16 protein-coding genes and 1 pseudogene are annotated in these 14,207 nt (G+C 70.9%); 4 read left to right on the top strand and 13 right to left on the bottom strand.

Translation table 11 applies throughout. The annotated features are described in order from the left end of the window. Positions 1–14: 14 nt before the first annotated feature. The 6 genes from dapA to thyX form a co-directional block, all read right to left on the bottom strand. Positions 15–971 (bottom strand): 4-hydroxy-tetrahydrodipicolinate synthase, encoded by a 957-nt coding sequence (gene dapA, locus Q5425_RS41150; protein WP_396135366.1) that lies wholly within the window; start codon positions 969–971, stop codon positions 15–17. A gap of 210 nt (positions 972–1,181) precedes the next feature. Further along, positions 1,182–2,657 carry a serine/threonine-protein kinase gene (locus Q5425_RS41155; protein WP_308677827.1) on the bottom strand — a complete coding sequence of 492 codons (1,476 nt, stop codon included), beginning with the start codon at positions 2,655–2,657 and terminating at the stop codon, positions 1,182–1,184. A 79-nt stretch (positions 2,658–2,736) separates the two neighbouring features. Further along, a complete protein-coding gene (locus Q5425_RS41160) occupies positions 2,737–3,198 on the bottom strand; it encodes a hypothetical protein (RefSeq protein ID WP_308677828.1) in 462 nt (153 codons plus the stop codon). Next, positions 3,195–4,436, bottom strand: coding sequence for an Nramp family divalent metal transporter (locus Q5425_RS41165; RefSeq protein WP_308677829.1), 1,242 nt, complete (start codon positions 4,434–4,436; stop codon positions 3,195–3,197). Before Q5425_RS41165 ends, Q5425_RS41160 begins: the two co-directional genes overlap by 4 nt. Positions 4,437–4,566: 130 nt before the next feature. Further along, on the bottom strand, positions 4,567–4,962 hold the full coding sequence (locus tag Q5425_RS41170; protein ID WP_308677830.1) for an ACT domain-containing protein: 396 nt from the start codon (positions 4,960–4,962) through the stop codon (positions 4,567–4,569). Further along, positions 4,962–5,714 (bottom strand): FAD-dependent thymidylate synthase, encoded by a 753-nt coding sequence (gene thyX, locus Q5425_RS41175; protein ID WP_308677831.1) that lies wholly within the window; start codon positions 5,712–5,714, stop codon positions 4,962–4,964. Before thyX ends, Q5425_RS41170 begins: the two co-directional genes overlap by 1 nt. A 119-nt stretch (positions 5,715–5,833) precedes the next feature. Between thyX and Q5425_RS41180 the strand changes: the two genes are divergently transcribed. Further along, entirely contained in the window at positions 5,834–6,349 is a 516-nt protein-coding gene (locus Q5425_RS41180) for a toxin-antitoxin system HicB family antitoxin (protein WP_308677832.1), read from the top strand. Positions 6,350–6,361: 12 nt separating this feature from the next. After that, positions 6,362–7,285, top strand: coding sequence for a DUF4097 family beta strand repeat-containing protein (locus Q5425_RS41185; protein WP_308677833.1), 924 nt, complete (start codon positions 6,362–6,364; stop codon positions 7,283–7,285). A gap of 289 nt (positions 7,286–7,574) precedes the next feature. On the opposite strand, the gene Q5425_RS41190 is transcribed toward Q5425_RS41185, so the two are convergent. Further along, complete coding sequence (locus tag Q5425_RS41190) at positions 7,575–8,789, bottom strand: DNA glycosylase AlkZ-like family protein (protein WP_308677920.1); 1,215 nt, start codon at positions 8,787–8,789, stop codon at positions 7,575–7,577. Positions 8,790–8,849: 60 nt separating this feature from the next. On the opposite strand from Q5425_RS41190, the gene Q5425_RS41195 reads away from it, so the two are divergent. Continuing rightward, positions 8,850–9,407 carry a GNAT family N-acetyltransferase gene (locus Q5425_RS41195; RefSeq protein WP_308677834.1) on the top strand — a complete coding sequence of 186 codons (558 nt, stop codon included), beginning with the start codon at positions 8,850–8,852 and terminating at the stop codon, positions 9,405–9,407. A gap of 66 nt (positions 9,408–9,473) precedes the next feature. Here Q5425_RS41195 and Q5425_RS41200 read toward each other — a convergent pair. Then, positions 9,474–9,935, bottom strand: a pseudogene (locus tag Q5425_RS41200) (GtrA family protein); the annotation flags it as partial. Positions 9,936–10,021: 86 nt separating this feature from the next. Between Q5425_RS41200 and Q5425_RS41205 the strand changes: the two are divergent. Then, the gene (locus tag Q5425_RS41205) at positions 10,022–10,540 is read left to right on the top strand and encodes a hypothetical protein (protein WP_308677835.1); all 519 of its coding nucleotides are present in this window, start codon (positions 10,022–10,024) and stop codon (positions 10,538–10,540) included. Here Q5425_RS41205 and Q5425_RS41210 read toward each other — a convergent pair. The 5 genes from Q5425_RS41210 to Q5425_RS41230 form a co-directional block, all read right to left on the bottom strand. After that, on the bottom strand, positions 10,505–10,693 hold the full coding sequence (locus Q5425_RS41210; RefSeq protein ID WP_308677836.1) for a DUF397 domain-containing protein: 189 nt from the start codon (positions 10,691–10,693) through the stop codon (positions 10,505–10,507). The genes Q5425_RS41205 and Q5425_RS41210 overlap by 36 nt on opposite strands. A gap of 12 nt (positions 10,694–10,705) precedes the next feature. Continuing rightward, complete coding sequence (locus Q5425_RS41215; protein WP_308677837.1) at positions 10,706–11,539, bottom strand: Scr1 family TA system antitoxin-like transcriptional regulator; 834 nt, start codon at positions 11,537–11,539, stop codon at positions 10,706–10,708. A gap of 85 nt (positions 11,540–11,624) precedes the next feature. Next, a complete protein-coding gene (locus tag Q5425_RS41220) occupies positions 11,625–12,071 on the bottom strand; it encodes a tetratricopeptide repeat protein (RefSeq protein ID WP_308677838.1) in 447 nt (148 codons plus the stop codon). Then, complete coding sequence (gene dapB, locus Q5425_RS41225) at positions 12,068–12,808, bottom strand: 4-hydroxy-tetrahydrodipicolinate reductase (protein WP_308677839.1); 741 nt, start codon at positions 12,806–12,808, stop codon at positions 12,068–12,070. The genes Q5425_RS41220 and dapB overlap by 4 nt, the downstream gene beginning before the upstream one ends. Next, positions 12,805–14,169, bottom strand: a complete 1,365-nt coding sequence (locus Q5425_RS41230) for a pitrilysin family protein (RefSeq protein ID WP_308677840.1) — start codon at positions 14,167–14,169, stop codon at positions 12,805–12,807. Before Q5425_RS41230 ends, dapB begins: the two co-directional genes overlap by 4 nt. Between the last annotated feature and the right edge of the window lie 38 nt (positions 14,170–14,207).

Consider the following 14,207-nt stretch of genomic DNA (forward strand, 5'->3'; position numbering starts at 1 on the left):
GACGAGAAGTGAGCTCACCGAGGCAGGGTCCCAACGCTGGTGTGCGAGGTCGGCGCGATGTAGGCCGCTCGCGAATCTGCTTGTGCCACCCGCTCACCATGCCAGTCCTGGGCCGCCGTGTCGCCCAGCGGCACGCCGCCCTGGGCAAGATCGGCGGCGATCAAGGCCGTCTGCTCGGCGCTCGGGGCGACGATCGGCAGCCGCGGTTCGCCGATGTCGAAGCCGCGCAGCCGCAGCGCCGCCTTGCTGAAGGCGACCCCGCCGACCCGCGACATCGCGCGCAGCACCGGCAGCATGGCGCGGTGGTTGGTGCGCGCGGTGGACGTGTCGCCGTTCTCGTAGGCGTCGATCATCGCGCGGATCCGGCCCGCGACGACGTGACCGATCACACTCACCACGCCGACGCCGCCGACCGAGATCCACGGCAGGTTCAGGCCGTCGTCACCGGAGTAGTAGGCGAGGTGGGTGTTGGCGATCACCTCGGAGCCGGCGATCAGGTCGCCCTTGGCGTCCTTGACCGCGACGATCCGCGGGTGCTCGGCCAGCCGCAGCAGCGTGTCGACCTCGATCGGGACGACCGAGCGCGGCGGGATGTCGTAGAGCAGCACGGGCAGCCCGCTGCTGTCGGCGACGGTGGTGAAGTGCGCGTACAGCCCGGCCTGGCTGGGCCGCGAGTAGTACGGAGTGACGACCAGCAGGCCGTGCGCCCCGGCCGCTTCGGCCTGCTTCGCCTGCTCGACGCTGTGCGCGGTGTTGTTGGTGCCCGCGCCGGCCACGACGGTCGCGCGGTCGCCGACGGCCTCGACCACGGCGCGGATGAGCTCCTGCTTCTCCGCGTCGCTCGTGGTCGGGCTCTCGCCGGTGGTGCCGTTGACCACGAGGCCGTCGTTCCCCAGCTCCACGAGGTGCTCGGCCAGCTCCTGCGCCCGCTTGAGGTCCAGTGCGCCGTCGGCGTCGAACGGGGTGGCCATCGCGGTGAGCACGCGCCCGAACGGCCGTCCGGGCGCTGCTGCAACAACCGGAGCTTCGCTCCGGGCCGGGGGCTCCGCCACCCGGTCCCCCGAACTGCCTGTGGTAGGTGGGTTGGACATGGGGAGACGGTACCTCGCCGGTCCGACGAAAACCGCGCCGACCTGGTCACCAGGAGGATTTCCCGGGACCGGCCGTTCGTCGCGGAACTTCTACTTGACCTTGGTCACGATCGGGGCCGAGATCGGGCCGCCGTCGGCCTTGGAAAGCGCGCAGTAGAACTCGCGCGTCGGGTACTCGCCGGGCTTGTCGGGCACGCTCTGCCACTCCCCCTGGGTCGGGACGAGCGCCCGGTACCGGAGGCTGTCGCGCTGGCCGGCGGGGACGATCGAGGAGCGGAAGGCGGCCGCGCAGCGGGCTTCGGCCACCGCCGTGACGGCTTCGAGGCCCGGGTAGGCGGCGATCTCCGCGTCGCTGTCGGACCAGTTCGTGGTGCCGATGGCGTCCCCGGAGTCGTAGAGCTCGAGGGTGTGGCTCTCCTTGCAGTCACCGTCGTTCTCGTCGCTGATGACACCGCCGTCCTGGACCGGCGCGTTGTAGCACTGGTAGCTGGAGCTGGCGTCCACCCGCATCTGACCGGCGAGGCCGAAGGTCATCGTGGGCAGCTTCTGGGCGTCCGGCGCGGGGGTTTCGAACGCCTTGCCCGCGAAGAAGCCGCCGACCAGGGCCGCCACGACCAGCACGGCGGCCGCCGTGAGCCACCGGGCGCGGTGGGTCTTCTTCGGCGGCTGCGGCGCGGGGGCGCCGAGCATCGCGGTGCCGCGCGGCGGGGTGGGCCGCACGCCCTGCGCCGTGGTCAGCAGGTTCAGGGCCTGGGGCGCGGTCAGCCGCGCGTCGGGGTTGGTGACCAGGAGGCCGAGGATCGCGGCGGCGATCGGGCCCTGGCCGCGGGTCAGGTACGGGATCTCGGTCATGATCGCGTGCAGCGTCGCGGCGGTGGTCGCGCGCTCGAACGGGATCGAGCCTTCGACGGCGAAGAACAGCGTCGCGCCGAGGGACCACAGGTCGGACGCGGGCAGCGCTTCGCGGCCCTCGACGCGCTCCGGCGCCATGAAGGCGGGCGAGCCGACGATCATGCCGCTGGTGGTCAGCCGCGGGTCGTCGACGGCGTGGGCGATGCCGAAGTCGGTGAGCTTCACGCGGCCGTCCGGCCCGACGAGGATGTTCGCCGGTTTGACGTCCCGGTGCACGATCCCGGCGGCGTGCGCGGCCTGCAGCGCGGCGAGCACGCGCTCCCCCAGCTGCGCGGCCTGCGCGGCGGGCATCGGGCCGCGCTGCCGCACGAGGTCGGCGAGGCTCGGGGCTTCGACGAGCTCCATGACGATGAAGGTGGTGCCGCCGTCGGTGACGACGTCGTAGACGGTGACGATGGCGGGGTCGTTGAGCCGCCCGCCGGTGCGCACCTCCCGCAGGGCGCGCTCGGAAAAGACGGCGGCGGATTCGGCGTCGGGCAGCCGCAGTTCCTTGACGGCGACCTGCCGCCCGATCACCTGGTCCTGCGCCCGCCACACGACACCCATGCCGCCCCGGCCCAGTTCGCCCAGCAGGAGGTAGCGGCCCGCGACGACCCGCTGACCAGGCGTCATGGGCGCCTGCGGCGGGTAGGGCCGGGTCTGTTCGTCGGTCACGGTGCTCCTTTTGGCGGCGGTCGCGCAGATGCTAGTCGGACCGCCGGGGAGCGCCGCGGGTTCCGCGGAATTCGTGAACTCAGCGGTGGGTTTCGCCGCGGTAGGGCAGCCACCGGTACCCGGGGGCGAAGTCGCTGAACTCGGCGCGCCGGCCGGTCGCGGCCCAGATGTCCTCGCTGACGACGAGCCCGGAGAAGGTCGTCAGGTCCTTCTCCGCCAGGAGCTCGTCGTAGGTGCGGAACAGGTCGGTCTCGACGCCGGCGAGGGCGTAGCGGTAGACCGGCGGCGCCGTCCGGAGCAGCCAGTAGAGCCGGCGGCCGGCCGCGGTCATGGCCTCCGCCTCCGCGGCGGAGTTCACGCCGGTGCGGCTGAGGCCTTCGGGCGCGACCCCGCACCACCAGGCGCCTTCGTTCTCGAAGACACCCGCTTGCCAGCCGTCGAAGTGGCGCGCGAGGTCACGGGCGTGGGTCTCGCGCTTCCCGCATTCGGCGTTGAGGGCGAAGATCCAGGCCATGGCCGCGCTTCCCGTTTCGTCGGTCAACCGGTGAACGTGAGGTAGACGAGCACCAGGTTGAGAGCGATGATGATCGCCGCGATCACCCAGGCCGCCACCGTCGTCAGCCGGCGGTTGGCGTCCTCCCCCATCAGATCACGGTCCGCCGTCAGCCGGATCAGCGGTACCAGGGCGAACGGGATTCCGAACGACAGCACCACCTGCGACACCACCAGCGCCGCGCTCGGGTCGGCGCCCAGAGCCAGCACCACGATCGCCGGGATGAGGGTGACCAGGCGGCGCAGGACCAGCGGGATCCGCTTGTGCAGCAGGCCCTGCATGATCATCGCGCCCGCGTACGCGCCCACCGACGTCGAGGCCAGGCCCGAGGCCAGCAGGCCGATCGCGAACATCAGCGCGATGCCGGGCCCGAGCGCCGAAGCCACCGCGCCGTGCGCGCCCTCGATGCTGTCCACGCCGTCCTGGCCCTGGAGGTTCGTGGCGGCCAGCAGCAGCATGCCGAGGTTCACCGCGCCCGCCAGGAGCATCGCCAGGCCGACGTCCGCCCGGGTGGCGCGCAGCAGGCGGCGGCGCCGGACGCCGTCCGGGCGGCCGTGGCGGTCGCGGACCAGGCCCGAATGCAGGTAGACCGCATGGGGCATGACCGTGGCGCCGAGCATCGCGGCGGCGATGAGGATGCTGCCCGCGCCGTCGAACCGCGGCACCAGGCCGCCGAACGTCTCGGTCGCCGACGGCGGCTCGACGAACAGGCTCGCCAGGAAGCCGACCGCGATCACCGCGAGCAGCCCGGTGACGACCCGTTCGAACGTCCGCTGGCCGCCGCGGTCCTGAACCGCCAGCAGCGTCAGCGAAACCGCGCCGGTGATCAGGCCGCCGACGATGAGCGGCAGGTCGAAGAGCAGGTTGAGGGCGATCGCACCGCCGACGACCTCGGCCAGGTCGGTCGCGATGGCGACGACTTCCGCCTGCGCCCAGTAGGCCAGCCGCGCTCGCCGCGACAGGCGCGCGCGCAGGGCCTCCGGCAGCGACATTCCGCTGACCAGGCCCAGCTTCGCCGACAGGTACTGCACGAGCACGGCCATCAGGTTCGCCGCGACGATCACCCAGACCAGCAGGTAGCCGTAGCGGGCGCCGGCGCTGATGTTGGAGGCGACGTTCCCGGGGTCGACGTAGGCGATGGCGGCGACGAAGGCGGGCCCGAGCAGGGCGGACCCGGTACGCAGGCGGGTCGTCAGTCTCGGCCGGACAGCCTCGGTCACAGCCATGACGCCCACCTCTCGAAAACCGGATGTCGGGGACCCTAAACCGGAGTTTAGGCGTGCCGAACTTTGTTTTTCAAGGGTGATGGCTCCCACCCCTCGACCCCGGATACCCCGGTTGGGGGTGACCGAAAAGTCAGGGGTGGGCGACCTCGTGGCCCGACTCGCGCAACGCCGTGACCGCGTGGCCGAGGTCGGTCGCGCGGACCAGGATGTGGTCGGTGTCGAACGTCGACATCGAGAACAGCGCCACCCCGGCCGCGGCCAGCTCGGACGCCAGCGCCGCGATGATGCCGGTGAGCGTGAACTCCAACGGCCCGCGGACCGACAGCAGCCGCCAGCCGTCCTCGGCTGCCGTGGCTCCGGCCGGCTCGCGGCCGGCCGGGCAGATCACCGAGAGCTCTTCGGGCGTGCGGGTCACCGACACGAAGGCGTCGCCGGGCTCGAACAGCTCGGCGGGCACCGGGGCGTCCGCGGGCAGCCGCACGACGGCGTACTCGCCGGGACGGACGTCGATCGCGAGTCGCTTCATCAGCCTTCCAGCACCTTCGGGCTCGTGGCGATCTCGGTGCCGTCCGGCAGCGTCGAGATGGTGAAGTCGGCGAACACGTTCGCCGCGGCCTTCTGCAGCTGCCGCAGGCACTCCACGGCCAGCTCGCGGATTTCGACGTCGGCGTGCTCGGTGGCGCGCATCGCGACGAAGTGGCGCCAGGCGCGGTAGTTGCCCGTCACGACGATCCGCGTCTCCGTCGCGTTCGGCAGCACGGCGCGGGCCGCCTGGCGGGCCTGCTTGCGGCGCAGGGTCGCGCTCGGGACGTCGGCGAACTTCTCCTCGAGCCCGGCCAGCAGCTCGGTGTAGGCGTCGACGCTCGCCCGGGTCGCCGCGACGAACTTCTCGTGCAGCACCGGGTCGTTCGCGATCACCTCCGGCTCGACGAACTCGGCGTCGCGCTCCGGGACGTACCGCTGCGAGAGCTGGGAGTAGGAGAAGTGGCGGTGCCGGATCAGCTCGTGGGTCAGCGACCGGGAGATGCCGGTGATGTAGAAGGTCACCGAACCGTGCTCCAGCACCGAAAGGTGGCCGACGTCGATGATGTGCTCGAGGTAGCCGGCGTTCGTCGCGGTGGCCGGGTTCGGTTTCTTCCACGACTGGTAGCAGGCGCGGCCGGCGAACTCGGCGAGCGCTTCGCCGCCGTCCGCGTCGGTCGACCACGGCACGTCCTCGGGCGGGAAGAACTCGGTCTTCGCGATCAGCTGCACTCTGGGTGACACGGTTGCGGTCACGTCAGCACTCCTTCTCCCGGCTCCCGCGCAGCCTAACCACGTGAGGCCGATCACCAGCGGGGGACACGTGACATCACAGCCGCCTTGACCGACACCACGAATGACGTCATAGTGGTGTCATGGACCTGACGCCGTACATCGCCAACCTTCGCGAGGACCTCGCGAACACGGCTGCCGCCGGGGACGAGCACACCCGGCGGGCGGCCGCGCTGCTGTCTTCCGCGCTCGAACCCGCCGTCCGCCTGACCCTGATGAACGCCCTCGCCGACCTCGCCGCCGAGGTCACGGCCGCACTGCCGGGCCAGGTGGTGGACGTCCGGCTCGACGGCCGGGACGTCCGCGTGGTCGTCACCGGCGACGCCGAGGAGACGACGTCGCGCGCGACACCACGTGACACCACGCCGCCACCACCGATCGACGGCGGTGACATCAGCCGGATCACGCTCCGGCTGGTCGAGCAGATCAAGGGCCAGGCCGAGCGGGCGGCGGCGGCCCAGGGCGTCTCGCTGAACACGTTCGTTTCGCAGGCGGTGCAGGGCGCGCTCGGGCACGGCGCGCTCGGTGGCGGGAGCCACAAGCACCACGGCAAGGGCGGCGGCACCGGGTCGCACCTGCACGGCTGGGTCGAAGGCTGAGGGGACGAGACGATGAGTGAAGAACGGACCACACCGGCCGAAGAGCCGAACGACGAACTGGTCCGGATCGACGAGTTCGAGACCGACGTCCCGCTGGAGCTGGACATCAGCGTCACGATCGGCCGCGTCGAGGTCGTCCTCGAAGGGGACTCCGGCGCGCGCGTGGAGCTGCGGCACGACCAGGGCGAGCAGCAACCGTGGGTCACGGGGGTGAACAACCTGCTGTCCTGGGTCGGCGAACGCTTCGGCGACCAGCTGGGCGTCGACCCGGCAGCCTCCCCCGCCGAGGCGGTGCGGCAGAGCCGGATCGAGAAGCTCGGCAACCGCCTGGTCGTGCAGGCACCGAAGGCGTGGCAGCTGCGGAACGTCGCCCTCGCGGTGAAGGTGCACGCGCCGGCGGGCTCGCACGTCGAGGTGCGGGCCGGCGCGGCGGACGTCACGGTGACCGGCTCGGCCGGCCGCGTCGACCTGCTGACCGGCTCCGGCGAGGTGAAGCTCGACCGCGCCGACGGCTCGGCCACGATCCGCACGGGCAGCGGCGCCGTCAAGCTCGGCCCGACGCTCGGCGGGCTGCAGCTGCGCAGCGGCAGCGGCCACGTCGAGGCGTCGTCGATCACCGGGTCCGCCACGCTGGCCACCGGCACGGGCGACGTCTGGCTGGGCGCGGTGTCCGGCGAAGTGATGGCCCGCACGGGCAGCGGCGACCTGTCGGTGGCCGACGCCGCATCGGGCTCGCTCGACCTGATCACCGGCTCCGGCGAGGTCCGGATCGGCATCCGCGGCGGGACGTCCGCCGAGGTGGACCTGACGTCCAGCGGCGGCAAGGTGTCCAGCGAGCTGGACGTGGCCGACAGCGCACCCGAGGGCGGCGTGAAGCTGAAGGTCCGCGCTCGGACCGGCACCGGTAATGCTGTGGTGACGCGCTCGGCGGGCTGATCCAGGGGGAAGGACGGGCCGTTCCCGGCAGGGATGCCGGGGACGGCCCGTTCGCGCGGAATACCGGCGCTGCGCGGGAAATCCGGGGGCCGAAGGATTCGTTCGAGCCGCCGCGGCGAGGTCGCGAATGACTCATTCGAGACCTTGGAGGTCCCGAATGAGTCATTCGCGACCTTGGGGCAGCCGGGGGCAGACGCGCGGTGCGGGCGGCTTCTTCGGCACTCGGCGTCCCGGCCCGCCGTGGGGGATCGCACCGCGCGAACGCGGGATCCCAAGCCGCCGTGAGGTTCTAGCGGACCAGCCGGGCCAGCGCCGGGGCCAGGTCGCCGCGGGGAGCCACCGTCACGGCCGACAACCCCAGCCACTCCGCCATGTGCTTCAGCTCCGCCGCCAGCTCCGGGAGCAGCCGGGCCACGTCCGCGCCCTCCTCCGCGAACGCCCCCTGCACCCGCAGGACCCCCGCCGCGCGGTCGGACTTCAAGTCCACCCGGGCCACCAACGATCCGTCCAGCAGGAACGGGAACACGTAATACCCGTACACCCGCTTCGGCTCCGGGACGTAGATCTCGATCCGGTAGTGGAACCCGAACAACCGCTCCGTCCGGGCCCTCTCCCAGATCAACGGGTCGAACGGGCACAGCAGCGCCCGGCCCGTCACCGTCCGGGGCGTCCGGGCCGCCGTGTGGCGGTACGCCACCGCCTTCCAGCCTCGGACCGCCACCGGCTCCAGCTCTCCCGACTCCACCAGCTCCGCCACCGCTTGGCGGGCCGGAGCGGGTCCCAGGCGGTAGTAGTCGCGCAGGTCCGTTTCCGTAGCCACCCCCAGCGCTCGCGCCGAACGCGAAATCAAGCCCCGGGCCCCCTCCTCCGGGGAGACCGGACGGGCGAGGATCTCCGGGGGGACCACCCGCTCGGTCAGGTCGTAGAGGCGCTCGAACGAGCGCCGCGTGCCCGTGGTCAGCTGGCCGATGCCGAACAGGTACTCGCAGACGCGCTTGACCTCCGAGCGCTCCCACCACGAGCCCGGGCCGCGCCGCTGCGCGTCCGCCTCCACCGCCCGCTCGATGCCGCCCGCGCCGATCGGGCCCAGCTCCTTGACCACCGACAGGATCTCTTCGACCAGGCCCGGGGACTTCTCCACCAGCGGACGGTAGTTCCGCCACCAGCCCTCGCGCTTCGCGCCCGAACGGATCAGCGGCCAGTCCTCGACCGGGAGCAGGCTCGCCTCGTGCGCCCACGTCTCCACCAGCAGCCGCGGGCGACGCGCCGAGTGCGCCCACGCCGCCTCGTCGAGCAAGGCCGGGTCGTACGCGCCCAGGCGCGAGAACACCGGCATGTAGTGCGCCCGGACCGCGACGTTCACCGAGTCCAGCTGCAGCAGCTGAACCCGGGACAACACCCGTTTCAGGTGCTGCCGCGAAGGCACGCCGGACGGACGCGGGTCGGTGAAGCCCTGTGCGGCCAGGAACGTCTTCCGGGCCGTCGAGACGCTGATCGTTTGCATGGTGACCCTCATGGTGCCACCCACCACCGACAAAAACCGCGACCGCTAAGTTCACCAACCATGAGCGACGCCGCCGTCCGTCCCGCCGATCTGTCCGACGCCGCGGAGATCGCCCGCATCCAGCGCGAAACCTGGCACGCCGCCTACGAGGACCTGCTCGGCAAGCAGGCCCTCGCGCAACTGGACGCCACCGACCTCGCCGGCACCTGGACCGAGACCATCGACTACCCCGGCAGCCTCGTCTACCTCGCCACCGAGGGCGAGTTCACCGTCGGCTTCTGCGTCGCCGGCCGTGCGCCCGAAGACGAGGTCGCCCAGGCTGACGGGAGCCTGCCCGAGGACGCCGAGACGACCGGTCTGATCGCCACCCTGCTCGTCGAGCCGCGCTGGGGACGCCGCGGGCACGCCGGACGGCTACTCGCGACGGCCGCCGCGGGCCTGCGGGCCGACGGTGCCTCCCGCGGCATCGCCTGGGTCGCCCAGGGCGACCACGCCACCCTCGGCTTCTACCGCCGGGCCGGCTGGAACCCCGACGGCACCGTCCGCACCCTCGACACCGGCGAGCGCACGCTGCGCGAGGTCCGGCTCACCGGCACCCTCGACCTCGGCCTCGCCTGAGTCCCGGAAGATCACCCACCGCATCACGGCGTACATGAACACGCCTTCGCAGGCGCCCGCCACCAGCCGCGAGACGTGGTATTCGACGCCCAGCGCCGTCAGCCCCGCCCCCACACCCAGCAGAAACGCCGCGTAATTGACAGCAATCGCCACTATGTAAAGCGCGAGCTGGATTCCGACGGCGGCGTGGGAATGGAAGTTGAACGTCCGGTTCAGCGCGAAGCTCAGCCCGAACGCGCAGACGTACGCCAGCGTGATCGCCAGCCACACCGGCCAGCCGAGCACGCCGTGGAAGACGGTCAGCAGCGCGAGATCGACACCGAACGTGAAGCCGTTGATGAGGCAGAAGCCCAGGAACGTCGGCGCCACGATCCGCGACAGGCCCAGCGGCAGCACCCGCACGACGGCCCGGCAGAGGGCGCCGAATCGGTCAGCGGGCGTACGGGGTTGCTCGGCGGCCACCCCGTCAGTGTTCCGGCGGAGGGTGACGGGAAGCCGTCCGGCAGGTGATCTTCTGGTGCCGGCCACCGGCCGAAAGGTGGGGCCAACACCAGTGCGCGGAGATTTCGGGCTGATAACTTGGAAGAACGCGAGCGATTTTCGGAGGTGACACGATGAGCTGGATCCTGCTGACGCTGGGCGTCGCGTTCGGCTCGGCCATCGTGCCGCTGATCAACGCCGAAGTCTTCCTGCTCGGGTTGTGCGCGAGCCAGCCGGGGCTGCACTGGCTGTGGCTCGGGGCGGCGGTGGCGGTCGGGCAGATCGCCGGGAAGACGCTGTACTACCTGGCCGCGCGCGGGACGATCAAGCTGCCGAAGCCGCTGCACGACCGGTTGCACAGAGAACGCCTGATGACGCCCCGGCGCGTGCGCTGGCAGCTGCGGACCAAGCGGATACGCGGCTGGGTCGACGGGCTGCGGGAGCGGTGCCAACGGCACCCGCACTGGATGGCCGGCACGTATGGGGTGAGTTCCCTGGTCGGCCTGCCGCCGTTCATGGCGACGAGCGTGCTGGCCGGCCTCGTGCGGATGCGGCTCGCGACCTTCCTGACGACGGGGCTCGCCGGAAGGTGGATCCGCTTCAGTTTGATCGCGGCTTCACCTGCGGTGTTCGCCGGGTGGCTGCACCACTGAGCACGCCGAGATCAACGCGGTCCACGCGGCGCGCGAGACGGTGAGCTGGCCGAGGTGACGGGCCTTCGTGTCCCGCACGCCGACAGTCTCGGCGAGGAGAACCTCGACACATTCGATGTTCGCGGTATAGCTCGACTTCCGCCACGTCAACACGCTGCCTCCGAACTATCCCGCTGCCTCCCGAAGCAGTTCTCGTGAGGCGTCTTCGGACAATGCCTTGTCCAGCAAGACTTTAACGAGCTTGCGGTAGCTTGCGATAGCCTCCAACTCGTTGACGAAGGCACTGGCGTGATGGTGCTCGAGGAACACGATCGATGGATCGCCGGGGAAGTCATACAGGGCGAACATGCCGATCTTGCCGGGGTGATAGCCCACGTCCGCAGGCACAATACGAACTGAAATGTTAGATGTAACAGCTAAGGTGAGCAGGTGGTCGATCTGGTCGGACATGGTGCCTGCTTCGCCGACCACCTCACGAATCGCCAGTTCGGACATGATGGCCTTGAGCCGCACCGGCTCATATCCGGAGAGGATCCGCTGGCGTTTCAAGCGAGCCACCAGCCGCGCATCGACAACCTCAGCCTTGGTTTCGGAGGCGGAAAGAAGAGCGCGGGCATAGTCGGGGGTCTGCAAGAGTCCGGGAATGATCTGCGGGGACCAGTTGGTAATCACGCTCGCCGACCGCTCGCACTGCATCACCCCGGTGAGCGCCGACGGCAGGTCGGACGGGTTGGAGTCCAGCCAGTTGGGGTCCTTCACGTGCTGGGCCAAGAACAAGATCCGGTTGGTCACGGCCCGATCCACCCGCAGGTACCCGAGAATCCGCGCGACCTCCTCGACCGGCGGCACCCGAACCCCCAGCTCCCACTGGGACAGCAGCCGCGGATCCACCTCCAGCGCCCGCGCCAGCTCGCGCAACCCGAACTTCCGCGCTTCGCGCACTTCGCGCAGCGACGCGGACAACGCCCGTGAACCAGGAGACGACGAAGTCGGTTTCATGCGGGCGATGGTACGAAACCCGCCGATTTCCCGAATGAACGACAACTGTCAGCGAATTGCCACAGCGCCGATCCAAGACCAAAACTCAGCGGTCGGCGGCTTCCAATTCCACGGCCTTCTTCATCGTCTCGCGCGCCCGGCGCCGGTCACCGGCGATGTCGTACGCGTACGCGAGCTTGTACCAGACCCGCCAGTTCCCCTGGTCGGCCTCGACTTCCGCGCGGCGCTGCTCGAACCACGCGTCGGCCGCCTCGCGATCGACGCGGCCCGAAGGGCGGCGCGGGAGGTCCGAGACGTCCGGGAGCTCGCCCTCGGCGTCCAGGCGACGGGACAAGCGCTGGACCTGCAGGCCGTTGCGCCAGGTCATCACCACAACCCAGATGCCCAGGACCGGCAGCAGCAGCACGCCGGCACCCAGCGCAATACCGACACCCGTCCCCGTCCTGAACAGCGCGAACGCCCGGTCCGCCAGCAGGAACAGGTACACGATCAGCGCCGCCGTCAGCAGCAGCGCCACATTTCGGGCCCTCACAGGTCGAGGACGTTTTCCAGGCCGACCGTCAGGCCGGGGCGCTTCAGCACCTCGCGCACGCCGAGCAGCACGCCCGGCATGAACGACGTCCGGTCGAGGGAGTCGTGACGAATCGTCAGGGTCTCCCCCTCGCCGCCGAACAGGATCTCCTCGTGCGCGACCAGGCCCGGCAGGCGGACCGAGTGCACGCGGACTTCCTCGACCGTCGCGCCGCGGGCGCCGTCCAGCTCGGCCGTCGTCGCGTCCGGGCCCGGGGTCACGCCCGCCTCCGCGCGAGCCGCGGCGATCATCCGGGCGGTGTGCGCGGCCGTGCCCGAAGGCGCGTCGGCTTTGCGGTTGTGGTGCAGCTCGATGATCTCGGCGGAGGCGTAGAACTTCGCCGCCTGGGCCGCGAACCGCATGGCCAGAACCGCGCCGAGGGCGAAGTTCGGCGCGATCAGCACGCCCAGCGAAGGCTTCGGCTCCAGCAGCGCCCGCAACGCCGCCAGCCGGTCCTCGCTGAAGCCGGTGGTGCCGACGACCGCGTGGATGTCGTGCTCCACCAAGTACTTCAGATTGTCCATCACGGCGTCGGGGTGGGTGAAGTCGACGACCACCTGGGCGTCGGCCAGCGGCGCGAAGTCGTCGCCCGCGTCCAGCGCCGCGACGAGCTTCAGGTCCGAAGCGCCTTCGACGGCGTTCACCACCGTCGCACCCATCCGGCCGCGCGCACCGAGCACACCGACGTTGACGGTCATGAAGCGATCACCTCGTGCAGGTCGTCAGGAAGGTCGTCGGCGTGAGCGTACGGCCCGACGACCGCCGCCGCCGAGACCCCGCCCGGCCGCGCGAACAAAGTGCGAGCGAGCGCACACACGTCCTCGGTGGTGACGGCGTCGATGCGGGCGATCGTCTCGTCGACACTGAGGTAGCGGCCGTAGTTGAGCTCGCTCTTGCCGATCCGCGACATCCGCGACGACGTGTCCTCCAGGCCCAGCACGATCCCGCCGCGCAGCTGGCCCTTCGCGCGGGCGACCTCGGCCGCGGTCAGGCCGTCGACGCCGACCTTGTCGAGCACCTCACGGATGACGCCGGCGACGTCGCCGAGCTTCTCCGGCTGGCAGCCCGCGTACACGGCCATGTGCCCGGTGTCGGCGTAGCTCGCGACCGACGAATACACCTGGTAAGCCAGCCCACGCTGCTCGCGGATTTCCTGGAACAGCCGGGACGACATCCCGCCGCCGAGCGCCGCGTTCAGCACCGACAGCGCGAAGCGACGGTCGTCGTGGCGCGACAGCGACCGCAGGCCGAGCATCACGTGCGCCTGCTCGGTGTCGTCGGTGTGCAGGGCCAGCTTCGGCACGGTCTTGATCCGGGCGCGGCCCTCGCGCGGCGCGACCGGCGTCGCGGTGCCGGTCAGGCGCTCGCCGAGGGCCTTGCGCACCAGCCGCAGCACCTGGTTGTGGTCGATGTTGCCGGCCACGGAGAGGACCATCCGCGGCAGCGTGTAGCGGCGCTTGTAGAAGTTGCGCAGGGCGGCCGGTGACATTTCCACGATCGACTTCTCGGTGCCGAGCACCGGACGGCCGAGCGGGTGGTCGCCGAGGATGGCCGTCACGAACGTCTCGTGCAGCAGGTCCTCGGGGTCGTCGTCGCGCATCGAAATCTCTTCGAGGACGACGCTGCGCTCCATGTCCATGTCGCGGTCGGTGCACAGCGCCTCGAACACGACGTCGGTGACCAGGTCCATGGCGAGCGGGAGGTCCGCGTCGAGCACCTGCGCGTAGTAGCAGGTGTGCTCTTTCGCCGTGAAGGCGTTGAACTCGCCGCCGACGGCGTCGATCTCCTCGGCGATCTGCGTGGCGTCGCGGTGCTTCGTGCCCTTGAACAGCAGGTGCTCGAGGTAGTGCGCGGCACCGGCGACGGCGCCCGGCTCGTCGCGGGAGCCGATGCCGACCCACAGCCCGACCGTGGCCGAGCGGGACGCGGGAACGTGCTCGGTGATCACGCGCAGCCCGCCGGGCAGGACGCTGCGCTTGACGACCGCACCGTCCGGAGTGGACTCCAGCGTGCGGGTGGTGCCGACGGGCTGCTCGTGCCCGGAAACCTGCCGTGCCATGGGTTCCTTACTCACGATGCCGCGAAGGCCCCCTGCCG

Source organism: Amycolatopsis sp. A133, from assembly GCF_031082405.1.
In the GTDB taxonomy this organism is placed as follows: domain Bacteria; phylum Actinomycetota; class Actinomycetes; order Mycobacteriales; family Pseudonocardiaceae; genus Amycolatopsis.